Annotated in this window: 18 protein-coding genes; 13 read left to right on the top strand and 5 right to left on the bottom strand. The window is 60.8% G+C overall.

Translation table 11 applies throughout. The annotated features are described in order from the left end of the window. The first annotated feature begins 28 nt into the window (after window positions 1–28). On the top strand, window positions 29–502 hold the full coding sequence (locus ACILSR_RS20600) for an FKBP-type peptidyl-prolyl cis-trans isomerase (protein WP_395751726.1): 474 nt from the start codon (window positions 29–31) through the stop codon (window positions 500–502). Window positions 503–748: 246 nt separating this feature from the next. Here the strand turns inward: ACILSR_RS20600 and ACILSR_RS20595 are convergent, their stop codons facing one another. Both ACILSR_RS20595 and ACILSR_RS20590 read right to left on the bottom strand, forming a co-directional pair. Further along, on the bottom strand, window positions 749–1,162 hold the full coding sequence (locus tag ACILSR_RS20595; protein ID WP_395751675.1) for an HNH endonuclease: 414 nt from the start codon (window positions 1,160–1,162) through the stop codon (window positions 749–751). Next, window positions 1,159–1,383, bottom strand: a complete 225-nt coding sequence (locus tag ACILSR_RS20590; protein ID WP_395751674.1) for a hypothetical protein — start codon at window positions 1,381–1,383, stop codon at window positions 1,159–1,161. The genes ACILSR_RS20595 and ACILSR_RS20590 overlap by 4 nt, the downstream gene beginning before the upstream one ends. A 335-nt stretch (window positions 1,384–1,718) precedes the next feature. On the opposite strand from ACILSR_RS20590, the gene ACILSR_RS20585 reads away from it, so the two are divergent. The 3 genes from ACILSR_RS20585 to uvrB all read left to right on the top strand — a co-directional run bounded on the left by ACILSR_RS20585 (window position 1,719) and on the right by uvrB (window position 6,923). Continuing rightward, a complete protein-coding gene (locus tag ACILSR_RS20585; protein WP_395751673.1) occupies window positions 1,719–3,155 on the top strand; it encodes a sulfatase-like hydrolase/transferase in 1,437 nt (478 codons plus the stop codon). A 324-nt stretch (window positions 3,156–3,479) separates the two neighbouring features. Next, the gene (locus ACILSR_RS20580; RefSeq protein WP_395751672.1) at window positions 3,480–4,598 is read left to right on the top strand and encodes a fatty acid desaturase; all 1,119 of its coding nucleotides are present in this window, start codon (window positions 3,480–3,482) and stop codon (window positions 4,596–4,598) included. Between the two features lie 147 nt (window positions 4,599–4,745). Then, window positions 4,746–6,923 carry an excinuclease ABC subunit UvrB gene (gene uvrB, locus ACILSR_RS20575; protein WP_395751671.1) on the top strand — a complete coding sequence of 726 codons (2,178 nt, stop codon included), beginning with the start codon at window positions 4,746–4,748 and terminating at the stop codon, window positions 6,921–6,923. 87 nt (window positions 6,924–7,010) lie between these two features. Here the strand turns inward: uvrB and ACILSR_RS20570 are convergent, their stop codons facing one another. Further along, window positions 7,011–7,757 (bottom strand): DUF998 domain-containing protein, encoded by a 747-nt coding sequence (locus ACILSR_RS20570; protein WP_395751670.1) that lies wholly within the window; start codon window positions 7,755–7,757, stop codon window positions 7,011–7,013. Between the two features lie 547 nt (window positions 7,758–8,304). On the opposite strand from ACILSR_RS20570, the gene ACILSR_RS20565 reads away from it, so the two are divergent. The 3 genes from ACILSR_RS20565 to ACILSR_RS20555 all read left to right on the top strand — a co-directional run bounded on the left by ACILSR_RS20565 (window position 8,305) and on the right by ACILSR_RS20555 (window position 10,921). Further along, window positions 8,305–9,345: a hypothetical protein gene (locus tag ACILSR_RS20565; protein WP_395751669.1), complete on the top strand. Its 1,041-nt coding sequence runs from the start codon at window positions 8,305–8,307 to the stop codon at window positions 9,343–9,345. A 314-nt stretch (window positions 9,346–9,659) separates the two neighbouring features. After that, complete coding sequence (locus ACILSR_RS20560; RefSeq protein WP_395751668.1) at window positions 9,660–10,022, top strand: GntR family transcriptional regulator; 363 nt, start codon at window positions 9,660–9,662, stop codon at window positions 10,020–10,022. Continuing rightward, a complete protein-coding gene (locus ACILSR_RS20555; RefSeq protein ID WP_395751667.1) occupies window positions 10,019–10,921 on the top strand; it encodes an ABC transporter ATP-binding protein in 903 nt (300 codons plus the stop codon). Before ACILSR_RS20560 ends, ACILSR_RS20555 begins: the two co-directional genes overlap by 4 nt. A gap of 9 nt (window positions 10,922–10,930) precedes the next feature. Here the strand turns inward: ACILSR_RS20555 and ACILSR_RS20550 are convergent, their stop codons facing one another. Further along, complete coding sequence (locus ACILSR_RS20550; RefSeq protein WP_395751666.1) at window positions 10,931–11,353, bottom strand: type II toxin-antitoxin system VapC family toxin; 423 nt, start codon at window positions 11,351–11,353, stop codon at window positions 10,931–10,933. A gap of 7 nt (window positions 11,354–11,360) precedes the next feature. Beyond that, the gene (locus ACILSR_RS20545; RefSeq protein ID WP_395751665.1) at window positions 11,361–11,573 is read right to left on the bottom strand and encodes a hypothetical protein; all 213 of its coding nucleotides are present in this window, start codon (window positions 11,571–11,573) and stop codon (window positions 11,361–11,363) included. Between the two features lie 109 nt (window positions 11,574–11,682). Here ACILSR_RS20545 and ACILSR_RS20540 point away from each other — a divergent pair, with 109 nt between their 5' ends. From ACILSR_RS20540 to ACILSR_RS20515, 6 genes are read left to right on the top strand one after another with little or no spacing between them, the layout of a single operon-like run. Beyond that, complete coding sequence (locus tag ACILSR_RS20540; protein ID WP_395751664.1) at window positions 11,683–14,220, top strand: hypothetical protein; 2,538 nt, start codon at window positions 11,683–11,685, stop codon at window positions 14,218–14,220. Next, window positions 14,217–15,962, top strand: coding sequence for a hypothetical protein (locus ACILSR_RS20535; RefSeq protein ID WP_395751663.1), 1,746 nt, complete (start codon window positions 14,217–14,219; stop codon window positions 15,960–15,962). The genes ACILSR_RS20540 and ACILSR_RS20535 overlap by 4 nt, the downstream gene beginning before the upstream one ends. After that, entirely contained in the window at window positions 15,959–18,508 is a 2,550-nt protein-coding gene (locus ACILSR_RS20530) for a hypothetical protein (RefSeq protein WP_395751662.1), read from the top strand. Before ACILSR_RS20535 ends, ACILSR_RS20530 begins: the two co-directional genes overlap by 4 nt. After that, window positions 18,505–20,208, top strand: coding sequence for a hypothetical protein (locus tag ACILSR_RS20525; protein WP_395751661.1), 1,704 nt, complete (start codon window positions 18,505–18,507; stop codon window positions 20,206–20,208). The genes ACILSR_RS20530 and ACILSR_RS20525 overlap by 4 nt, the downstream gene beginning before the upstream one ends. After that, window positions 20,205–22,835 (top strand): hypothetical protein, encoded by a 2,631-nt coding sequence (locus ACILSR_RS20520; protein WP_395751660.1) that lies wholly within the window; start codon window positions 20,205–20,207, stop codon window positions 22,833–22,835. The genes ACILSR_RS20525 and ACILSR_RS20520 overlap by 4 nt, the downstream gene beginning before the upstream one ends. Further along, entirely contained in the window at window positions 22,832–24,424 is a 1,593-nt protein-coding gene (locus ACILSR_RS20515; RefSeq protein WP_395751659.1) for a hypothetical protein, read from the top strand. Before ACILSR_RS20520 ends, ACILSR_RS20515 begins: the two co-directional genes overlap by 4 nt. Window positions 24,425–24,507 lie beyond the last annotated feature (83 nt).

The raw sequence follows: 24,507 nt of genomic DNA, 5'->3' as shown, positions 1-24,507 counted from the left end.
GGGTGGCATTCGTCATTCCGCACTCCGCATTCCCCATTCGACATTTTCCCCCATCTCTCTACCCTCCTCGCTCTCTCACAAACCAACCCCCAACCCACCCAAACTCATGTCCGACATCGCACTCGCCAAAGGTGAAAAATTCCTTGAAGACAACGCCAAGAAAGAAGGCGTGGTCGTGACCCCCAGCGGCCTTCAGTACAAAGTCATCACCCCCGGCACCGGCAAGAGCCCGAAGGCCACCGATACCGTGGAAGTGCACTACGAAGGCACGCTGATCAATGGGACGGTGTTTGACAGCAGCTACCGCCGCAAGGAGTCGATCGAGTTTCCGCTGAATCGCGTGATCGCCGGCTGGACGGAAGGTGTGCAGCTGATGCAGGAAGGGGCGAAGTATCGCTTCTTCATTCCGTCGAAGCTGGCTTACGGGCCGCGTGGCGCGGGACGGGACATCGGGCCGAATGAGGCGCTGATTTTCGACGTGGAGCTGATCAAGGTGAAGTAAGCCGAAAAAGGGGAACGGATGGCCTACGGAACACACGGAATACTCGGAAAAAACTCTCCCAACAGCCCACTCCAAAGGTGAGGCATAGGGTTTGGGTTTTAATCTGATTTTCCGTTTGTTCCGTGTATTCCGCGAACCCGCGCCATGAGTGGGGATCAAGATGATCCCCCTCCGGTGCTGGGTTGCGGCTTTCTGTGTTTTTAGCTATCCGTAAGAGGGTCTTTTGAGGAGGCGGAGTCTTTGGAATTAGCCGGGTGGGGGGAAGAGATTGAAGAGGGCTTCGGCGGAGCGAATGCGTTGGCGGCGGGCGTGATCGAGGTCGAGGGCGCTAATGGTGGCCCGGCCTGTCGGAGTGAGGCCGACGATGAAGGTTTCTCGCCAGGCGAAGTGATCTGACCAACGATGCTGACGCGGATGGTAAAGAGGTTCGGTGCGGTCCGTTTCGGGATCGGTGCCGTGAGAACGGTCTGATTTGTGCAGATTGCAGCCGGGACAGGCGAGAGCCAGATTCTCGGGCGAGGTTTCCCCGCCGCAGGTGCGCGGGATGATGTGCTCGAAATGAAAGGTGGCCCCTTGGAGCGACTGGCTCATGCGGCAGTACTCGCAGCGTTCGCCAGAGCGTGCCTTGACCAAGGCGGCCAGTGAAGCCGGGAGGCTCATGCGGGCCGCTGGCCAAGCAGCTGAAGGGCTTCTGCACGCAGCAAGGATACCTCCTCGCTCCAGGCGGCCAGCGCCGCGAGCTCCTGCTTTTGCGCGGGCTGGAGAAGGCCGTCGTTGTTGCGGTCCATCAGGTCCTGCAGGTGCCGGTCTGTTTCTGGGGGCAGTTTTAAATCACCGATGGAGCGGATCCATGCCTCAGGCGCTGGGATGGTGGCGATCATGGGCTAAAATCGAAGAGACGTTTCCTTTGTCAATGGCCATCCACCCGCAGCCCAACCGTCCCGGTTGCTCCTGCCAAAGGCACCAAGCGCACCCCCGCCAACATCCATCCCCCCCCCGGGAACCACCTCCTCCGTTGTTAGACCAACTCTCAAAAATCTTGTCACATTGCCCGGACGGCGGAGCGGCCCCATTGGCTGCGTTAGTCGCTTGCCTGTTATTTTCAAATAGCAGGCGGCGCTCCCGCCTTGCCACCGGGACCGCTGCGCTCGCCGGTCAAAATGACAATCTTTTCGAGAACTGGTCTAAAAGCGCTCCCTCCCCGCGTTATCCGCACATGCTTACCCGCCTCGCCGCCCTCGCCTTTGTCCCCCTCCTCACGGTGCTGACAGCCCTCCCAAACAGCGCCCAAGCCGCCCAGGCCGACACCAAGTCCAGGCCCAACATCGTCCTCATCGTGAGCGATGACCAAGGCTACCCCGATCTCGGCTGCATTGGCAGCAAGCCGCTGATCACGCCGAATCTGGACAAGCTGGCGGCGGAGGGGGTGAGGGGGACGAGTTTTTACGTGACCTGGCCGGCGTGTACGCCTTCGCGGGGGAGCATCCTGACGGGGCGGTATCCGCAACGGAATGGGCTGTATGACATGGTCCGCAACGACTTGGTCAATTTCGGGCATCGCTTTGATGCGGAGGAGTATGCGGTTTCGCCTGAAATGACCCTGGGCCTGGATGTGCGTGAAGTCACCTTAGGCGACATGATGCACCAGGCGGGGTATGTGACGGGTTGCGTGGGGAAATGGGACATGGGGCAGGCGAAGCGGTTCCTGCCGCTGCAGCGGGGCTTCGACTTTTTCTACGGACACGGCAACAACGGCATCGACTACTACACCCACGAACGCTACGGCGTGCCTTCGCTGTTCCGGGGGAATGGGCGGACGGAGGAGGACAAGGGGAAGTACGTGACGGAGGTTTTTGAGCGGGAGGCGCTCTCGTTCATCGATCAGCACCTGAACAAAAACCCCTTCTTCCTCTATCTGCCCTTCAATGCCCCTCACGGCGCCTCCAGCTTCGGGGAGGGGACGGCGGAGGGCGGGAAAAAGGTGACGGAGGGGGTGCAAGCGCCCGAGAAATACGTGGCGATGTATCGCGGCAAAGTGAAGGACGAGAAACTGGCGCGCTATTGCGGCGCGGTGACGTGCATGGACGAAGCCATCGGTGCCGTGATGGAGGCGGTGGAGAAAGCCGGCCAGACGGGGAACACGATCTTTGTGTTTTTGTCTGACAACGGCGGCAGCGGGAACGGGGGGAATGCGCCGCTGCGGGGCCAGAAGAGCACGATGTGGGAGGGGGGGCTGCGGGTGCCGTTTATCATGCGCTGGCCAGGGAAGGTGCCGGCGGGGAAAGTGACGGACGAGTTTCTTACCTCGCTGGAGCTGGTGCCGACGCTGCTGGCGGCGACGGGCGGAAAAGCGCCGCAAGGGGTGAAGCTCGACGGCTTCGACATGCTGCCGGTGCTGCGCGGGGAGAAGAAGTCGCCACGGACAGAGATGTTCTGGCAGCGCCGCGCCGACAAGGCCGCCCGGGTGGAAAACTGGAAGTGGGTGGAGTCGGCCAAAGGCGGCGGATTGTTTGATTTGAGTACGGACCTGGGGGAGACGAAGGACCTGAGCGGCGAGAAGCCGGAGGTGGCGAAGCTGATGCGGGAGAGGTTTGAGAGATGGCGGAAGGAGATGGATGAGACGGAGCCGCGGGGGCCGTTTCGGGACTATTGAGGTTCTTGATTGGGGTGTGGTGCGCGAGGGCTGAGGGGCCGGGGAAGGTCTGTCGGCTGCCGCTTTCGGTGGAGGCTTGGTATTTGTGCACCGTCCTGACCGCCGAAAGCGGTAGCTGCGTTCGTGCCTCACTTCGCGACCGCACTCCAAAAGGGCTGGCGCGGGTTTAGGGGGTGGCTTGGAATTATTAAAATTTAGATGATTGTGGATGAGTGGTTTGGATAAGGGAGGGGTAGGGCGTCAACACAGAAGATGAGAACATTTTAACAAATTGAGTGCAGGACGAATGCCGGATTCGTGTTATTGATAGTGCTCCACCCAACTATGATGAGTTCCAGCGCCCCTGAGATGTCTTCACCCAAGCCGCAGGCCACGATTTCCGAATGGAAAAAAATAGTCGCCCCTTTCACAGTCCCCTCGATCCCTCGTGCCACCTGGCAGATTGTGAACACCTTTGTCCCGTATGCGCTGTTGTGGTGGGCGATGTATTGGAGCCTCTCGGTTTCCTACTGGCTGACCCTGGCGATCGCGGCGGTCACGGGTCTGCTGCTGGTGCGCATTTTCATCATTTTTCATGACTGCGGCCACGGTTCGTTTTTCAAATCGAAGCGCGCCAACAGCTTCCTGGGCTTCATCTGCGGGATGCTGACCTTCACCCCCTATTCGCACTGGACCTGGCAGCATTCGGTGCACCACCAGACCTCAGGCGACCTGAGCCGCCGTGGCGACGGTGACATCTGGACGATGACGGTGAAGGAATACCAGGCGTCCAGCCCGCGCTGGCAGTGGTTTTACCGGCTGATCCGCAACCCGATCACGCTGTTTGTGGTGGGACCGCTGGCGCTGTTCCTGATCCATCAGCGCTTCCCCTCGCCGCGTGCGAAGGGCAAGGACCGCAAGTCCGTCATGACCATGAACATCGCCCTGGTGGCAATGATTGTGGCGCTGAGCTTCCTGTTTGGCTTCAAGAACTACGTGATGATGCAGATCCCGGTGACTATGTTTGCGGGGATCGCAGGCATCTGGATGTTCTATGTGCAGCACCAGTATGAAGACGTGTACTGGGAGCATAAGGAGGAATGGGACTACACGACCGCGGCGCTGGAGGGGAGCTCCTTCTACAAGCTGCCGAAGATTTTCCAGTGGTTCACCGGCAACATCGGCTTCCACCATGTGCATCACCTGAGCTCCCGGATCCCGAACTACTACCTGGAAAAGTGCCACAATTCGCACCCCTTGTTCTACTCGATCAAGCCCCTGTATTTCTGGGAAAGCCTGAAGTGCATGAATCTGCGCGTCTATGACGAGAGCGATCGCAGCCTGATCACCTGGAAGGAATACCGCAAGCGCTACGGCGCGGAGGCTCCTGCAGCGGCGGCGGTGGAAGAGGTGGATCCGGCGGATCTGCCCGTGCCGAGCGAGATCGGTTCCGGCATGTCCTAATGGGGCGGCAGGGAGGCCGGATTTTGCACCGCAGAGAGGGGAAAAACGCAGAGGTATTGTTTTTACAACCTTGAGGTGTTTTCGTTTCTATTTGCGTCTGTGCAAAATTATTCAGCGCATTGCTGAGCTGCGGTCGTACGTTTTATCATGTCTGTTTTTCGGCTTAACACGGAGTACCAACCCCAGGGGGATCAGGCGCAGGCGATTGCGAAGCTGACGAAGTCCGTGCGCGCAGGGAACCGGCACCAGACGCTGATGGGAGTGACGGGCTCGGGGAAGACTTTCACGATGGCGAACATCATCGCGGAGGTGGGGAGGCCGGCGCTGGTGTTTTCGCATAACAAGACGCTGGCAGCGCAGCTGTATTCGGAGTTTAAGAACTTTTTTCCGGAGAACGCGGTGGAGTATTTCGTGAGCTACTTCGACTACTACCAGCCGGAGGCATACATCGCGCGGACGGACACGTACATTGAGAAGGACAGCGCGGTGAATGATGAGATCGAGCGGCTGCGGCTTTCGAGCATGGGGGCGCTGATCACACGGCAGGACACGATCATCGTGGCGAGTGTGTCGTGCATTTACGGCTTGGGTTCGCCGGAGGATTATGAGGGGATGATGCTGCCGCTGAATGTGGGACAGCAGATGAGCCGGGAGACACTGCTGACGCGGCTAGTGGACATGCTGTATGAGCGGAATGACGTTCAGCTGACGCGTGGGAAGTTTCGGGCGCGCGGGGATGTGATCGAGATCGTGCCGGCGTATCTGGAGAATGAGGCGATCCGGGTGGAGTTTTTTGGCGATGAGATTGATCGGATCAGCGCGGTGGATGTGCTGACGGGGACGGTGACGCTGAAGCTGCCGAGCTACACGATTTTCCCAGCGAAGCAGTTCGTGACGCCGGGGGACAAGATGCGAAACGCGATCGTGAAGATCCGCGCGGAGATGGAGGAGCGGGTGGCGTGGTTTGAGAAGGAGGGGAAGCTGCTGGAGGCACAGCGGATCAAGATGCGGACGCAGTATGACATTGAGATGATGCAGGAGATGGGCTTCTGCCAGGGGATCGAAAACTACAGCCGGCACCTGACGGGGCGCGCGCCAGGGGCGACGCCGGGCACGCTGCTGGATTTTTTCAAGGAGCCGCCGCTGATGTTCATCGACGAGAGCCATGTGACGATTCCGCAGATCGGCGGGATGTATGAGGGGGACAAGTCGCGCAAGACGGTGCTGGTGGAGCATGGGTTCCGGCTGCCGAGTGCGCTGGACAACCGGCCGCTGAGGTTTGAGGAGTTCATGGGGAAGGTAGGGCAGCTGGTGTATGTGAGCGCGACGCCGGCACGGTTTGAGATTGAGAACAGTGTGGTGGGAAATACCAGCTATGTGGCGAAGGCGACGGATGCGCTGCCGATGACGCGCAATGTGCGAATTAGCGGAAGTGCGGAGCCGATTGAGAAGTTTGACGTGACGACGAAAGGCCGTGCGCTGGTGGTGGAGCAGGTCATCCGGCCAACGGGTCTGCTGGACCCGGTGATCACTGTGAAGCCGCTGAAGGGGCAGATTGATGAAACGATCGAGCTGTGCCGGCAGCGGGTGGAGAAGCATGAGCGTGTGCTGGTGACGACGCTGACGAAGCGGACGGCCGAGGATTTGACGGACTATCTGCGCAATCTGGATTTCAAGGTGCGGTATCTGCACAGCGACATCGATGCGATTGAGCGCGTGGAGATTTTGCGCAGTTTGCGCGCTGGGGATTGCGATGTGCTGGTGGGGATCAATCTGCTGCGTGAGGGGCTGGATCTGCCCGAGGTGAGCCTGGTGTGCATTTTGGATGCGGACAAGGAAGGCTTTCTGCGGAGTGAGTCGTCATTGATTCAAACGGCGGGACGTGCGGCGCGGCATGTGAATGGCGAGGTGGTGCTGTTTGCGGATCTACAGACGAAGAGCATTCAGGCGCTCCTGAGCATCAGCGGGTATCGGCGGCAGGTGCAGACGGAGCACAATGAGAAGCACGGGATCACGCCGCAGACGGTGCAGCGCGCGGTGCAGGAGAGTCTTCAGATATTGGGCAAGGCACGTGACGTGGAAGAGAGCGTGGTGCGCGAAGCGGGCGGTGATTTTGCGATCACGGAGACGATCCGCGAGCTGGAGCAGGAGATGGCGGAGGCGGCGATGAAGCTGGAGTATGAGCGTGCGGCGCTGCTGCGGGATCAGATTCGTGAGCTGAAGAAGCGCGCGGGGCTGAATGCGGATGATTCGGGTGCGCTGCCGGCGCAGAGGAAGAATGTGACGTATGGGAAGCCGAAGAGGGGTGGGAGGAAGGGGAGGTAGCAGGCTGTTAGAGAGCCAGCTTTCAGCCGTGGCGGCGTTGTCTGGCCTCGAACAACATGGGTGGATTGGTGTGCGTCTCCATCTTGTTCAGGAATTCTGCGGGATAGTTTCTGCGAGGGTTTTGGCGCGCAGGAAATACACGCTGCGGACCAGCCAAAAGGCGATGAGCAGAAGCACGGCGCGTTGAGGCACGCCCGGGACCAAAGTGCCGCGTGAAAGCCACGCAGTGAAGAGGCCGGTGGCGATTAAAAGAAAGAGGCTCGTGGCCACTTCAGCCCAGGCTTTTCTTTTTGCTTCAATCAGCATCAGGACGCTTGCTGCGACGGCAAAGGCGGTGATGAACAGGTGAAAGCCGAGGTTGTGATACCAGCGCATGCTCCATTCCTGCGAAGAACGGGGTACCAGCTCAAGGCTTGGTCCGGCGCCCAGCAGCTTCCTGAACCAGCCAGGCTGCACTTCCGCGTAACGGTCTGGAAGCATGTCGAAGAGAACCACGAGGAGGACTCCGCCAATCATGGCGCCGGCTACAAAGAGCCAGAACAGGCGGGCGGGAAGCAGCCAGTTTCCTCGTGCCAGCCCACTTATCGCCAAGTCGCAGAACCAGGCGATCGCCAGGCAGAAGCAGAGGATGCCAGCTTTGATCCACAGTCCTTCCGGCCACTTTGCAGCATAGTCGCTGACGTAAAAGGTGAGAGGATGGAAAGTGGTGCCGCTGTGCCTTCCATAAGTCTGTCCGTGAATGAGCAGGTGACCCGCAGTTAGGAGGGCCAGCGAGGTGAGGATGAGAGTCCAAAAGACGGAGAGGTGTCGGACCTTGTTGCTCAAATGGCTCATGTGAAGGCACTGTTAAGTGCGGTGCGCGAATGGTGCGGGATGTTGGCCGAGCAGTATCGAGGTGCAAGTCGGTTCGTTGGAAATAGGAGAACCGAATGAGCAGTGGGAGCGTGGTGGGTGAGGAGTTGAATATGGGTGGCCAGTGCTGGCATCGCTACGCGATGCGCGTGGATTTGAGGGGAGCTGTTTCGGCAAACAAGGGGTGTCGCTGCGCTCAACTCCTTGCTACAGGCTGGGATGGCTACGCCATCGGAGGAGGCGTGTGGTGGGCTTGACCGTGGAGATGTGAAATGGGCAGGATCGGAGGACGGTTGATGTGATGTACTTTTTGTCTGTGAGTCATCCTCTTGCTTTGGGCTGGAATGGCCATGCCATGGGGTGGGGGTGTTGTGGGCTTGACCGGGGAGGGTGGAGTGGGCAGGATCGGAAGATGGTGGACTTGCTTTTCCTTTTCTTTGCAGCTCTCGGGATGGGATGGGGATGGCGTGTTTGGAATGAGAGGCGTCAGATAGCGGCATTGACTCCGGAAGACGGGGAGCTGGTAAGATTGCTGACTCGGGCAGCTGCGGCGATGAAGAAGGGGGATGCGGAGGAGGGGAGTGAGGTGCTCAAAGCGGTGGGTGCGCTTGGCACCGGGGCATCGGTGCCGTTCATTGCAGACTGGCTTTGCACGCGGAGTCTCAGCGTCTTGTGGCCGGACCTGCTGGAGGGCATCGTAGAGGGAGCGGAGCATGCGGATGCGAAGTGGAGGGAGGGTGTCTTTCGAGTGCATGAAAAGGGGCTGGCCAATCCTGCGACGCCGGATCGTTTTCGTGGTTGGCCGGGGGTTTCGTGGCCGACGGTGATGATGGCGGTGGATGAGAAGCGCGCGCTTCAAGTGTTTGCCAAGCAAGGGCTGCTGGTGCTGGGAGCGGAGGGATTTGCTGCCGCAGTGGATGCGATCAATGATTCGCCTACGGCTGTGGTGCCTGCGGAGATTGCGGCACAGTGGCTGCCGAGGGGGATGCCGGATCTAAGCAAGAAGGGCATGGGAGAGCAGTATCTGCTGATGCTGCGTGCGCATGCTGAGCATGATCTGCCGGAAGCTAAACGGCGGCTGTGGGAGCTGGTGGAGAGAGGAGAGATGGCCTTGGATGCCGCGAAGCTGCTGCTGAAGGCTGAGGGGCTGCCTGATCCTGTGTGGAAGCTGAGCAGCCGGGTGGATGAAGTGGGGCTCGACAAGGTGAGTCCCGCTGAGCGGACGGTGTGGCTGGTGGGGAACTGCTTTGTCTTTGCCACGGCCGGGTCCGGGTTTGAGGCTTACGCGGCGAGCAGTGAGGCGGATCACCTGCCGGAGATTGTGGAGGCGTTGAAGGAGATCGGGGCGCCGGTGACGGCGCGGTGTTTGCAGGAATGGGCGCGGTTGTTTGGTGCTGAGTGGCCTGCCGACTATGATGATCGCGAAACGATCATCGATGAACGCGGGCTTGAGCCGCAGGCGCATTGGAACAAGGTTTGCGCGGGTGCGGGACAGCTGGAGAATGTGGTGCTGCTGAATTTGAGGTATGAGCTGGAGCATGCGGATGAGTTTGAGAGGGAGGAGATTTGAAGGGGCGGTGGCCTCCAGGGGCAACGATGAGAGATGCCGCTTTCGGGAGGCTCGTGTCTCACGCGAGCAGGAGCGCTTTTGAAGAGTCACTGGCTTCCGCCTTCGCAGGGTTCATGGCCTGCCTCGCAGTGCGGCACGGCGAAAGCGGTAGCTGCGTTCATTCTTCACTTCGCGACCGCACTCCAAATGTCGCTGGCTTCCTCGATGAAGTCTGAGCGGCAAGTGATCGTTTGGATGGGCGGCTAAAAACCTCAAGTGCAAATTTCGGTTGCTAGTGTAACAGTTGTGCTGTTACAGTAAGAACACCTGAGCGCATGCTGCCGTTTTCGATCCAGCTTCAAGATGGGAGTCCGGTCTCTGACCAGATTCTTGGGGCTGTGCGCAAGGCGTTGCTGACGGGGCAGATGAGGGCGGGGGATGCGTTTCCGAGTGTGCGGACGCTGAGCCAGGAGCTGCGCATCAGCCCGACGACGGCGCACAAGGTGGTGCTGCTGCTGAAAGATGCGGGCTGGCTGAATTCACGACCTGGGATCGGGATGGTCGTGACGGTGCCGGATCAGCCTGATCTGAAGGAGCGGCTGGAGCAGATCACGCCGGAGTGCCGGGCGCTGCTGAAGGAGGCTGCTGATCTCAATCTCACACTCGAACAAGTCATCAAACATCTCAAAAGCCTATGATCACGATCAACGATCTGCATAAACGATTTCGTAAAACTGAAGCTGTGGCCGGTTTGAGCCTGGAGGTGCCGGAGGGGCAAGTGACGGCGTTTCTGGGGCCGAATGGCGCTGGGAAGAGCACGACGATCAAGTGTCTGCTGAATTTGCACAGGCCGGACAGCGGGACGATTACGGTACTGGGCGGGGATTCGCGGAAGCTGGGTCCGGCGCAGTTTACGCAGATTGGTTATGTGTCTGAAAACATGGAGCTGCCGCTGTGGATGACGGTGAAGCAGTTCATGGATTACTGCCGGCCGCTGTATCCGAACTGGGACGCGGGGTTTGAGAAGCAGCTCATGAAGCAGTTTGATCTGCCGACGGGGACGAAGCTGAAGGATCTCTCACGTGGGATGCGGATGAAGGCGGCGCTGCTGAGCAGCCTGGCGTACCGGCCGAAGCTGGTGGTGCTGGATGAGCCGTTCAGCGGACTGGATCCGCTGGTGCGGGATGAGTTTATCCGTGGCCTGCTGGAGCTGACGGAGCAGGAGGGGTGGACGGTGTTTGTGTCGTCGCATGACATTGAAGAAGTGCAGCGGCTGGCGGACCGGGTGGCGATCATCAATCGTGGCAAGCTGGCGCTGAATGAAACGAGCGACAGCTTGCAGGCGCGATTTCGTGCGGTGGAGGTGGTGCTACCCGATGATGGCAGGGCGCCGGTGAATCTGCCGAATGACTGGCTGCATGCGGAGCAGGCAGGGCGAACGCTGAGGTTTACGGCGAGCCGGTTTGGGAATGAGGAGGCATTTGCTGCGGCGCTGCGTGAGGCGATGCCAGGGGCGGCACATCATGAGGTGCGGGCAATGAGCCTGCGGGAGATCTTTGTGGCGCTGGCGAGGGCTTACCGACTGGAAGGGAAATGAATTATGCGCTCAATCCAACCAGTTCTCAACCCGAAGGCCGGGAACCTTCACGAAATCGACGAGGTTTCGGGTGAGGATCGTGGCGCCGTATTCGAGAGCAATGCATGCGATGCGCATGTCGAGGGTGCCGATATTGATTCTGGAGGTTTTCAAGCTGTCAAAGATGTCGGCAGAGTCGGTGCTCCAGGGAAGGCAGGTCCAGCGCTGCAAGTCGGCCAGGCTCTCCTGAAACTGGGCGTAAGAACTCACACCCCGATCCAACTGCCGATGCGGTTGAATTTCAGCGAGCCAGCCTCTCAGGACTTCCTGAGGTGTGATGATGGTGAGAAAAAAATCGTCCACGTTAGACAGTTCCATTCGATCTCTCAATCGAAGGCCCGCAGCACTCTTCCGAACGAATTCGGAATAGTGATTGGTGTCGAGGAGGAACATTCAGGGTTTAGGACTCGCCACGGTTCACCCGATCACGCCATTCCGCGCCGAGACGGACGGCCTCATCAAAATGTTCGCTGCCTTCCATGCTGCCGAAAGACTGCTTCCATGCGGTTCGAGGGGCCACGTGAACCCCGAGCCGCTTCAGTTTCTCGACCATGGCGGCATACCTCTCGTCCTGTGACAAGGCTGGAAGCGCTGAATTCCCGAGTGCATTCATGGCGGGAGTCTAACCGGCTGGCGAGGGTCTGCCAACCGCCATTTCTAAGACGGGCGCCGCACTGCGGGCGCGAGGCCAGAGAATTTGAACTCATTCATTCTTGCTGTCCATGACGCTGCATCACTTCTGCAAAGAGTTTCGCTACCTGCGGCTGCGCTGGTTTGCGTTTCTGGCACTGCTGGGGTTTGACCTGGCGGTGAATCTGGAGTGGGTGTTTGCGCCGCAATGGGGAGAGGAAATGCCGTCGTGGATCTTCTTTGTCCCCATGGTGACGGCTTTGGCGGCACTGAGCCTGGTGGAGGGTTGTCCGGAAGACAGGCCTGGCAATGATCTTCGCTTTATTGGGACGAGGCCGCTTTCGCGGCGGAGCTACTGGCTGGCGGCCTTGTTGACGGGGCTGGTGCTGATCGTGGTGCCGGCGGCGGTGCAGAACGGGTTGTATTTGTGGTTGTCGGCACGACCGATGGCGGATGTGCTACGTGGGATGGGTGAGCGGGCGTTTTTCATCATTGGCCTGGGGCTCTGGATGCTGCCGGTGCGGGCGCTGACTTTGGAGCGGGAAAAATGGCTGACGGGTGGGGTCGGACTGCTCATCGCAATCGGGGGTGTTTTTGGGCTGCCGATTCTGCTGCGGTTGATTGATGAGGATGCGCCGGGATTTGATCTGCCGCCGAGCAGCTGGATTTTTGCCACGCTTACATTGGCGCTCGCGTTCACTTTGCTGGCGTGGGTGCATCATCGACGGCCGCTGAAGCCGCAGGTGCGGCTTGGTACGATGGCGCTGCTGTTTGTGGGTGGGCTGATGTTGTGTCTTTACTGGCCGATGCGGACGGCACCGATGGAGGATCGTGATCCGGCGCGTGTGGCGGCGCTGGCGCCTGCATTTAATCCCTCGGTCCATCTTGAAGAGGTCAGCTTTCATGACTGGGGGCGCTCGGCGGAGAGCAGCGGCAGTTTGTATCTGCGCAGTCGCATTTACCCTGCGGCACCTGGCATTCACGTGGGGCTGACACCGAAAGGTGCGCGTGTGCAGCAGGGGGTTACCGTGACCGATGATTGGTGGGTGCCTTGGAGCAACCCTTCGCGAGTGAGTGGAAATCTCCATCGGGTGGACGCGAATCTCGCGGCGTTTTTTCCTGAGCGGACCTTGTTCGTGCAGCAGTCGGAGAAGCAGGATCGCTGGAGCGGCGTGCTCAATTCCACCAGCAATGCTTTTGCGGGCCTCAGTTCATCCTTTGACCTTGAGCAAGCGGTGAAGGTGCAAGCGCGCTTTCGCGCTGACTGGTGGGAGCGTGAGAAGCTGCTGGACTCCGCCTGTGTGGCAGGGACGACGGCCTCGGTGCCGGATGTCACATGGACGCTGGTGGAAGCGCTGCCGCATCAGATCATGGGGGAGAAGAACGAACTTGTGTCCAAGCGCGGAGCCTTCAGTCTGCGACTGCGGCTGAACACGCGGCGGCATTGGGACCATGGACTGGCGACGGCTTTCATCCTGCACTCGCCGCAGCGTCGGCTGGCATGGGTGGGTGCATTGGAAACGCTCCATGATGTGAGAGGCGGCGGCACGGGGCTGGAACGTCAGACCATCACCCTCAGCTGGCAGGACATCTTAAATTATGCCGATGGCGAGGACGCGAAGGTCGATCCTGCACAGCTGCGTCTCGTGCTGATCAGTGGCCGGCATCTTGGCGAAAGCACCTGGACGTGGGATGCGCCGCCGCTGGTGCCGCTTGATCACTTCAGTGAGTCGAATTATCGAAACAGCCTTGGGATGATTCGCGGCAGCGGTGACCGAAACAGTTTTCGTGAACGCATTGCAAGCCTGAAGCCGCTGACAGCGGAGAGCAGCGAGGTGGAAGTGCAGCGCTATCTCTACGATGTCCTGATGGCGATCCAAAGTAACTGGCCGGGAAAAAACAAGGCGGAGGAGCAGGACGAGGAGGCGGCGCTGAAGCCCTTGTTTGAGCATCACCTCGGCATGCTGCTCGATGTGCCACGGCATCTGTGGAATTGGGGGAGGGACAGTGTGGGAGAGCGAATGCTGATCAAGTACCTCACCGAGGAGAACCGCGATGCTGTGATCCAGCGTCTGGGGAAATCGCCTCATCTCATCCGTGTGGTGCTGCAGCGGGGGTGGGCGGAGGCCGCGCGTGATTATTGGCATGACCGCCTGATGCGCAGCACGCATCTTGACCAAGATTTCATCCCGCTGCTACTCGCGTGGGGAGATGAGGCCTCGATGGACCGGATCGTCACAGCGATGTCCTACCGGCTGGACAGCTATTATTTTATTGGCGAGGACGGCAAGCGTCCGGCCCAGCTGATTGCGCGGCTGCGCCCGCTGGCCGATGAGCAGTTCCGTGCCACCATTCCGTTCGCGAATGCGATGTCGGAGTCCGCACGCCCGCTGGCCACTGCGGCGGATTTTGGCAATGTGGCGGCCATGGAGATGTGTCTGCGTCAGCTCGCGCTGGATGGCGAGGCCGACCGCTTCAACGCGCCGCTGCCGCATCTGCGTGACGGTCAGGAGAAACGCATCGGGATGTCCTTTGAGGACCCTGAGTCGAACACGAAACTCTTCCGCCATCGTGCGGTCGCGAACTTTGAGTATGTGCCGGAGCAACTTGCCTGGAGGACTTTGCCATGATCAACGCCCTGTCATTCAGCGGACGTGTTTTGCATCAGCTCCGCACCGAGGTGAGGCATCATGGTTTCACGATTTTGTTTTGGGTCCTGTGGCTCATGCTGCGGCTGTGGCTGCGCCATGACGGCGTGCTGGGGCGGCATGATGAAATGCTGACGCCCTTCGTCGAAGGGATCACGGCGTGCCTCGGCATCAGCCTCATTCATCGCTGCGTGCATGCGGATGCGCCGGCGAATCCGGACACAGCGAGTCTCACGCGGCCCATCGGGCGAGAGGCTGTGTTGACGGGAAAATTTGTGTTTCTGCTGCTCGGGGTACTGCTGCCTTTCGTGGTGGCGGAAAGCGTGCTGTGGCGTGGTTTTGAGCATGGGTGGGGACAGTGGCTGGCGCTGACAGCGGGAGCGCTGCTTGCAGGTGGGTTCATTCTGGTGCTGGCCGTGGTCATCAGTGCGAGCAGCCGCACGCGGGGGCAGGCGCTTGGGCTGGGCTTTGGCGTGCTGGCGCTGGTGGGTGTCATGACCTTCGGTGTGCGAAGTCTTGAGCGGCACGGGCTGCCATGGCTGAAAAGCATGTACGACAGTGCGATGTTCATGCGCATGAACAGCGGGATCATCGCGAGTGTGTTCGCGCTGATTTTGTGCGGGGCGGGTGTGTGGCTGTGTTTTGTGCCGAGGCGACGTGGGTGGGCGCTAATGCTGGTGCTGTGTGCGTTTATGCAGGAGCCGCTGACCACGTCCATGCGGCAGCATGACTGGTTTCGTGGTTGCGACTGGCTGCAACTGCCGGAGCGTCGCTACGGCGGAGAGCTCACGCTTCACACGGGACTGAAAGGCCCGAATGAAACAGCGCCGGAACAAACGATCTGGCCCACGCTGAGAATCAGCGGCCTGCGGGATGATGAAGCGGCGAGCATCATTGCCCTGGCGCCGATCAAGCCGTCGGAGCCCAGGCATCTGTGGCCTTCCGAAGTCTTTTACACCGATACTCCGCTCAAGGTGGGCGGCGGCGATGTGTGGGCGAACAATGATCATGTGCGAGTGCTGATGAGGCAGGCTCCTGCGGCGACGCTCTGGCTGCAAGGCAGCTACGACAAAAACAACGACCGGCGCTGGATCGACAGCGACTTCAAACAGTTTCAGCTCGACCGCAGACTGCCGCAGACGGAGAGATGGAGGCTGCGTCTGGCGATCCATGGTGTGAAGCGCATCGCGAGTGTGCCGCTGCGAGAGCTCTGGGAGAAGCCGCAGACCTTTCTGCTGCATCCAGGGCTTCGCCTGGAATGTGAGACCATCACTGACCGGTTCACCAGCGGTGAAACATGGATGCTCTGTGGGCGGCTGCATCTGAATCGCTCCGCTTTGATTCCTGCGGGAACGCATCAAAGCAGTGGAACGGTGACTGGCCGTCCGCTGCCTCCTGCTTTGATGCTGGTGCTGGAGGACTCGGAACTGCGGGAGCGCCGAGTGCATGACCTCAGGCTGGCCACTCCGTCCCACCCGAGCAACACGCCGAATTATGACCGCAGCTATGCATGGCAGATTGACACTGCCACGGGCTTTCATGTGCAGATCACCAAGCCCGACGCGCAGTACCGACTGCTGCACAAGACGAGAGCGGACTGGATCTCCCGCAGCACGGCGAGCTTCTACGAGCTGGAAGACCGCGGCATCGTGGAGCTGGAGCTCAGCCCGGAGCAGATGACCCAGGTGCTGGCGGAAACGAAAGAGGAGGAGGACAAATCATGAGCCTGATGGTGCATCACTTCCGCAAGGAGTTTCAATATCTGCGGCTGCGCTGGTTTGCGTTTCTGGGGCTGCTGGGGCTGGACCTAGTGGTGAATCTGGAATGGGTGATGCCGCTGCGGGTGGGGGTGGAGGTGCCGGGGTGGCTGGCGTATATCCCGACGCTGCTGATGCTGGCTGGGTTCAGCCTGATGGGATCGGCCCCGGAGGACAAGCCGGGGAGTGATCGCAGTTTTATCAGCACACGACCGCTGCCGATGCGTTCGTATTGGATGGCGCGCATCGCGCTGTGGCTGGGGCTGGTGGTGGTGCCGGTGATGCTGCAAAATGCGATCTATCTGCTGCTCTCGCACCGGCCCGCGTGGGAGGTTTGCACAGGGGCTTTGTGGAAGGGGATGAAGACGATCGGGCTGACGGCATGGGTGCTGCCGATGACGGCGCTGTGGCGGCGCGGGGAATTTTGGCTGGCGTTTGGCTGCCTTGCGGCCGGGTTGTTCCTGGTGGACCGGGTGGCAGAATTTGCGGCGCTCAAGTGGTTGTACACGTCTGTGATCTACCGTCCAAACGATGTGGGCCTGGCTGTGGCGGAGATGATGTTTGCAGCGGGAGTGTTTTGGATGGCATGGCGGCATCAGTCCGGCTGCGTGAGAACATTCCGGAGGCGAGTGGGTGTGATGATGGGTCTTGCAACGGTGTGCCTGATACTGGGCCGGTTCTGGCCGTGGAACGATGAGGACAGGCCGCATAATCAGAAACGGGTGAATGAGCTGGCGCCCAGCCTGGAGGTGAACATCGATCTGGGCAGGCTGCAGTTTACTAGCTTTGCGGATGATCAGCAGCGTCGGCTGTACCTGCCGATCCGGACGCAAACAGCGGATCCGCGTGTGTCCGTGGTGCTGCGTCCACAATCCAGCGTGACGACACAAGGTGAGCGAGCAAGCCGAGCCGCATCCGACTACTGGCTGCGCAGCCGAAGCTTCAATCTGCAGCCGTTCTCGAAGACTCTCATGAATCCGGACAGAGTCCTGCGTGATTTATTTCCGAAAGGCACACTCTTCACCGCCAGTCTGGAATATTCAGACTGGAGCAGGCTGGTGGACGAATCGACGTGCCTCGGCAAATTTGATCCACCATTTCCTGATCCTGCGAAGACGCTGCGGATAACCACGGATTATGAGGTGGACTGGTTTCAGCGGGAGATCGCGCTGGACCTGCCGCTGGAGGCCGGTGCGCAGGGAGAGTCCGACGGGGATGAAGTGAGAATCCTGCAGGTGCATCAAAATCAAAATGAGAGCGGTGCGGCGAGCCTGGGTGGTGTGAGCGTGGAACTGCATGTGAGCACGCGACATCAGCCAGCGGGGCCGATGAACGGCACGACGATGCTGCTCTATTCCCCGGAAAGGCGTCTGGTGTGGCTGGAGCCGGTGTTTCAAAAACATCAGCTGATGCGTGGCAATGAAGCAGGATGGAGCCGCCATGCGGTGCATCTGGGCTGGCGCAATGTGCTGAACTTTGCGGACGGTGAAGACGCCGGGGTGGATGTGACGAAGCTCCGACTGATGATGCTGCGCAGCCGGTTTCTTGGTACGACGGAGTGGACGTGGAAGTCTCCGGACATCAGGCTGGCGGATCATCCTTCGCGCAACGAAGCGCCCCGGTTGTGGAAACAGGAGATCTATAGCGGGCGAGAGGTGAAGGCCTTCCAAGAACGTCTGGCGACCTTGAAAGCGCCGACGGCGGAGAGTTCTGAAGCAGAAGCAAGGCGCTACCTTTATGATCTGCTGGCGACCGTGACCATCACGGGAGCGCAAAACAAGCATGCCGCGCAAAAGGACATGGGAGAGGCATTCCGCCCGCTGATGCAGCACTATCTCCCGCTGATGCTGGCGCTGCCTGAATCACTCTGGCCTGGCTGGAACAACTACCCGCCGAGGAGTCTGCTGAACGAGTATCTCGGTGATGCTCAGAAAGACATGGCCATTGACCTGACGCTGAAAAACACGGTGCTGGCGGACACGATCGTCCGCAAGGGGTGGAGCGAGGAAGCACGGCGTCTGCAGCCGCGCCTGCTGTCGCTGCCCAGGCTGCCGAGCGGCATCGACGTGCTGATGCTGAAATGGGGGGACAAGGCCTCGCTGGAAAAGCTGATGGATGAACTGAGGCACAAGGACAGCCTGAACGGTTACGCAGGGCTGGACAAATTTGCCGAGATGCGTCCGCGGCTGGAGGCGCTGGCGCGGGAGAGCATCGCGCAGGAAATTCCTGTTCTGCGAAATGGAAACCACTGGACGGCCTATGAGTACAAATACGCCGCCGAATACGGAAGCAGCGAGGCGCTGGAGATGAGCCTGCGCTGGATGGGGCTGGGGGGAGACGTGCCTTCGCGCAACTCGAGCATGCCCACGGTGCATCTGCTGAAGGCGGACGGCAGCGAGCTGTGGGATGCGGAAGTGGACGTTGAGAAACAGTGGCCGCGCTACCGGCACCTGCACGCGTCTGATTTTGAGTACCTGCCTGAACAACGTTCCTGGAGGCTCCGCAAACCATGACTGCCACCCTGCCTTTTCGAGTCGCGCATCAGTTCCGCACGGAGTGGCGGCAACATCGGGCCTGGGTGCTGGCATGGACCGCGTGGGTGGTGCTGCACCGGTACTTTGGCAGCGCTAGGAACCATGGCGACCTTGGCTCTGTGTTCTTCGTGTTTGCGCTTTTGATGACGAAGCTGCCGCCAGCGGCGATGGCGTGGCTTTGCATCCGCGGAGACTCGCCATCGAACACAGACTGCGCCACGCTCACACGGCCGATGGGGCAGGGTGCGCTGTGGCTGGGGAAGGGGGCGTTTCTGTGCTGTGGTGTGATCCTGCCGCTGCTGCTGGCGGAGAGCATGGGCTGGACGGGCTTCCGACTGGGCGCGGGGAGCTGGCTGGCGCTTGGCGGCGGTTTGATTTTGTGCGCGGGACTGGTGGTGGGAACCACCAGTGCTCTGACGGCGCTCACGAGCAGCTCACGGCAGGTGATCGCCATCGCGGTGCTGGGGGTGCTGGCGGCTGGGCTGTGGATGGCGAGCGGAGAGATCTTCCTGGTGGCCCTGTGGGGGCCGGGCAAACACGATGCGGCTGCCGATGCAGTGAAGGAATGTGGCTGGATGGCTGCGGGCGGGATCGCCTTTCTGGGCGTGATGACTGCGTGGTGGATGGTGACCGTGCCGCGGCGTCGAGCGGCTGCGGCGGCACTGCTGGTGCTGAGTCTGCTGCAGGCGCCGTTTGTTGCGGCGGTGTGGAAGGTGGACTGGATCACGCCGCCGGCGCTGAGTTACGCCAGCAAGAATCTGGGCGTGAAAACGGGCAAGGCGGATCCGGCGGAAAAGGCGCCTGGACGCAGCCTGTGGCCCACGCTGAGGATTACCGGACTGGGCAAGGATGAGGTGGCCAGTGTGATCGAACTAGCGCCGATAGGCGAAAGTCAAAAGGAGTGGCCACCCCTGGGCAGTTATTCTGATCTGACGGTGGACTCCAGCGGCTATGACACATGGTTGCACCCGGATCATCTGCGTGCGCTGCTCAAATACAGTGCGCCCACCACGCTGTGGCGGCACCGGTTGTACGGCAATGGTCTCTACAATGGGAGGCCGAGAATCCATGAGGCGCTCAAGCCCCTTCACCTGGATCCGCAAACGATGCCAGAGCGCTGGAGACTGCGGCTGGCGGTGCACGAGATGAAGCGCGTGGGCAGCGTGCCCTTCAGGGAACTTTGGGCGCATGGCGCGGAATTTCCGGTGCGCGAAGGGCTGCGAGTGGAGTTCATGCCCTTCAGCTCGCTGGCAGGCGCGTGGCAATCCGAGGGCTGGCTGCACTACCTTCATCCGCTGGCGCTACCACCGCGCGATCACCGGGCTGCGGAGGCGCGCGGACGCACGCTTGCGGACGGTTTTCTTCTCGTGCTGGAAGATCCCATGCTGCAGGAGAATGAGGCTTTCGATCTCGGACTGCGGCAGCAGCAATATGGCATGGAGCGCTACCTGAGCCTCTCCTTGCAGGATGATTACTCGCGGAGCTTTGAGGTCCGGCTGTGGACGCCGGTGGTGCAGCATGAACTGCTGAAGACGACGCATGAAGACTGGGTGAACCGGCTGAATGCCACATTGTGGTATGCGGAGGAGCGGGGAACGGTGGATATGGAACTGACGGCGGCGCAGATGGCGGAGGTGCTGGCGGAGCCGGAACAGAAAACGGAGGTGAAGAAACCATGAGGCATACGTGGCATCAGTTTGGCAAAGAGTTCCGCTACCTGCGGGTGCGGTGGTTTGTGCTGCTGGCGGTGGTGCTGCTGGATCTGGCAGTGCAGATGGAGTGGGTGCTGCCGATGAGGGCGCTTGTGCCTGGGGGGACTGATGGCATCTCTTTTGCGAGTGACATCCTGATGCGGGTGCTGCTGTGGATGGTGGTGTGGTGGTTCATGCTGAGCGTGCCGCCGGAGGAGGGGGCGGGCAGCGGGCAGAGCTATGCGCAGACGCGGCCGCTCTCCCGCATGAGCCATTGGATGGCGAGGCTGCTGGTGTGGACGGTGCTGGTGCTGCTGCCGCTGATGCTGGAGAGCGCGGCGTATTTACTGCTGCAAGGGAGGCCTTTTTCAGATGTGGCTCTGGGGATGGCGGAGCGAGCGTGGGCAGCGGGAGCGATGACGCTGTGGGTGCTGCCGCTCCCGCTTTTGCTGCGGGGATGGGAGCGGTATGCGATGATCGTGCTGGTGATTTTGTCTGCGGAGTCGCCGCTGTCCCGAGCGACGGGGAAGGTCTTTGAGGCGCTGCATCTGGAGTACCATCCGCCGCAGATGGCGATGGAGTTTGGGCGAAATGTGCAGGCGGCGTGGCTGGTGGGGCTGCTGGTGCCGCTGCTGGTGATGTGGCACCAGCGCAGGGCGCTGGGAATGCCGGCGCGAATGGGCGGGCTGCTGCTGCTGACGGTGCTGCAAGCGGGCGTGGCGGCTTCCTCGCTGTTTTCAAATGCCTATGAGAAGCCGAGCGATCCTAAACTGATCCAAAAACTGGCGGCGGGAGGCAAGGTGGTGATCCCCGAGCGTGACCGGAGATTTCAGCTGGAGCTCGACAAGAGAGGCGGGAAATACATTCTATTCCGTGCGCATGCGCGGCTGGAGGGCGTGCCGGATGAGTTTGTGCCGTTGTGGCGGGCGAGCTCAAAGACCCTGATGCAGAACGGAGGGGCGATGCCTGCGCCACCGAAGGAGGAGATGCTGCGGAAGCCGTTTTATGGTCTGGCCTATCTCTGCCAGTACTACCCCATGGCATCCGCGCTGCCGGGAGGAAGGCCGCCAGGGATGTTCTCTCTGGACGTCAGCGTACAGACGCAGAACCTGCAAGCCTGGCTGCCCCAGCCGGCCAAGCTGGATGTGCCGGTGGATGCGAGGCTGGGCCTCACGGCAGAGTGGGCACGGGTGCGCAACCTTGGCGAAATGCCGATCCGTGCCGGGGCGAAACTGGCGGCGCCTGATTTCAAGGTAGAACTGCTGGAGGTGAGGCCCAACATGGACGGTCAAGGAAACAAGAGCACCGGGTGCGTGACTGTGGTGTACCGGATGTCCGCGCGCAGCTTTGAATGGCGGAATGATCTGCTGCCGCTGTCTCCGCATGCCTGCATCGTTTCGGAGAAGAACCGGCTGATGTGGCAGTTTGTGGTGCATTCTGGTTATGAGCAGATGCGCGGTGCGAACCTGGGGTGGTGCCAGATGATCCAGCAGCAAACGTATCAGCGGGTGCTGGGACCTGGCACGGGCGTGACGGCGGAGAATCTGGCCGAACAGAAGCTGATGTGGCTGAAGCCGGAGTATGTGGGCAGCTCTGAGCATGCCTTTGAGATGAAGGATGTGACGATGGAGGGGTATGTGCACCAAGAGAATGAGTGGCCGAAGAGCCAGCCTTCGACTTACGCGGGGAATCCGCGGGAGGGTTTTCTGAAGCAGGTGCGCGAGATGGTACGCCCGGGAGAAGAGGCTGGGCGTGAAGAGATCGCGCGATATGTGGCGGGGGTGTATCAGGCATCGCAGGTGTTTGTCCGCAGGACTGAACGGGGGAATGATGGGGAGCTGAAATGGCCGGGGAGCGAACGGGAGGTGCATGTGCTGCTGGCGCCCTTTTTGCTGAAGGCGCCGGAGGTGTTTCGCGCGGGGCTGGCGCATGACAACGCGGAGCTGACGCAGGGGGTGGTGCGTGAGGCGGTGCTGCAGGCGGGCATCCCGGGGATCGCCCGGTCTGAGAAAACGGGTGAGCCGAGATATGAGCGGGAGGTGCCGGTGCAGGACAAGCCGGGGCAGACGACGAAGCGGACGATGGAGACGCTGTGGCTGGCATCTTATGACCGGAGCTTTGAGGCGTACCTGGAGGCGATCCGGAAGCGCTCGGATGAGCCGCTGTGGCCGCTGATGGATGAGAAGCCGCGGAGCGCGGAGGAGGTGCTGGCGGATTTTGCGAAGACGTTTGACTGTGGTGAGCTGCGCTGGCTGATGAAACAGCCTGACGTGAAATATCGGGAGGAAGCGGAGCGGCTGACGCGTGAGGCGTTTGCGCAACTGCCGCCGGCGATGGGGGTGAACCGCTCGCATGAGGGGCCGCTGTTTTCGGCGGTGGCACTGGGCCTGCCGGAGGCGCTGGACTGGCTGCTGCGCGTCGTGGTGCTGAAGGAGGATGAAGATGCGCGTGGGCTGCTGCTGCAGCACAACGCGATTTTTGGCCAGCCGGAGAAAGGACAGCCGGATGTGAAGACGCTGAAGCAATTTCTCCAGGATGCGCGCCGGCATACGGCGAAGGATTACCGCTATGACGCGGCGAAAATGATCTGGGAACTGCTGCCTGACCAACCATGAACCCGATGCGTGCTCCTTCCTTTGCTTTTCGTGTGTGGCATCAGTTCACGCTGGAGTGGCGTGCGCAGTGGCTGATGGTGCTGGTGTGGCTGGTGGCGCTGGCGACGGGCTGCTGGCAGTCGCTGCAGGACGATCCCACGGCGCTTTCCATGCCCGGATATTTGCCGGGGCTGCTTGCGCTGATGATTGTGGTGAGATCGGTGCGGGCGGATGCGCCGGGAAATGCGGATGTGGGAGCGCATGCGAGGCCACTGGGGCGCGGGGCGGTGTGGCTGGCGAAGGTGATCTTTTTCAAGATGGCGCTGCTGCTGCCGTGGCTGGTGTGCGCGTGGCCGGAGGATCGTGGCTATGGATATGGCGTGGTGGAGTGGGTGGCGGACGTGGCGGGGCGCGCGCTGCCTGCGGTGCTGTGGGGTGCGTTTGCTGCGCTGGTGGCTAGCTGGAGCGGGGAGACGCGGAAAAACCGGATGCTGGGAGGAGGCAGTGCCGTGGTGGTGGCGCTGCTGCTGTGGAAGCTGAACTCGATGGGGAAGGATGATTCGGAGCGCTGCGTGCTAGCGGTGGCCGGCTGTGTGCTGAGCATAACTCTGGTGCTGGCATGGTGGCAGACGACGCTGACGCGGCGCGCGTGGCTGACGCTGGTCGTCGGTGGACTGGCGACGGTGCTGGTGGTGAATTTCGGGCACTGGAACTGGCGCGCGAAACCTGAGCGAAGCTACGCAGAGACGAAGCTGGCGCTGCATTGCGGGACAAGGCCGGAGGTCGCGGCTCTGGAGCTGTGGCCGGGAGTTTATGTGACGGGGCTGCCGGCGGATCATGCGGTGTCTGTGGTGGCCTTTGCGCCGGTGGGTGAAGCGTGGCCGCCGCAGACGGCGTTCTCAGACTATACCTGGATGGATGATGCGCAGCAGGGGAAGGTGCATCATCGCAGGCACTGGATGACGATGGCGCACACGCGCGCGCTGGTGCCGCACTATTCCACGGGAGCGCTGTGGCATGGGAATGAGGATGCGGAGCGGGTGGAGACGCTGAAGAAGGTGGTGGGAAACGATGTGGCCAAGCCATGGCGACTACGGCTGGCGGTGCAGCGAATGACGCGTGTGATGTCGATGCCGCTGAGTGAGGCGATCCGTGGGGAAAAACGCCTGGTGCTGGACACGGGACGCCGGCTGGATTTTGAAATGAGTGCGCTGAATTATGACAGCGAGATGCATTTCTGGGCGAAGCTGCGCCGCAGGTATCCGCTGCTGGCACCGGTGGGCGAGCAGGAGCGGATGAAAGTGGCGGGAGCGTTTCCGGAGGAGGATTTTCTGGTGCTGCTGCACTCGTCAGGGATTCATGAGGTGAGCACGGCGTGTGAGGGGGACTATAACTATTATTTCGCGGACGGAATTCTGCACCGTGTCCATAACCGGGATGTGGCTTTTCGTTTTCCAAATCCACGGGCGCAGATGGACATGGCCGGACTGAAGCTGAAGGAATGGGTGGCCGGGACGACGCTGGATGTGTGGTGGCCGGAGGAGAGAGGCGTGGTGGATCTGGAGGTGAGCGCGGAGGAGATGGGGAGGGTGATGAGCGGTGGGCGGTAGACGGTGGGCAGTGGGCAGTGGGCAGTGGGCAGTGGGCAGTGGGCAGTGGGCAGTGCGCGGTGGCCAGTGCGCGGTGGGCGGTT

Source organism: Prosthecobacter sp. (genome assembly GCF_044222565.1).
Lineage (GTDB): Bacteria > Verrucomicrobiota > Verrucomicrobiia > Verrucomicrobiales > Verrucomicrobiaceae > Prosthecobacter.
The sequence above is the reverse complement of the archived record's forward strand: the minus strand, read 5'-3'. Positions and strand labels throughout refer to the sequence as shown.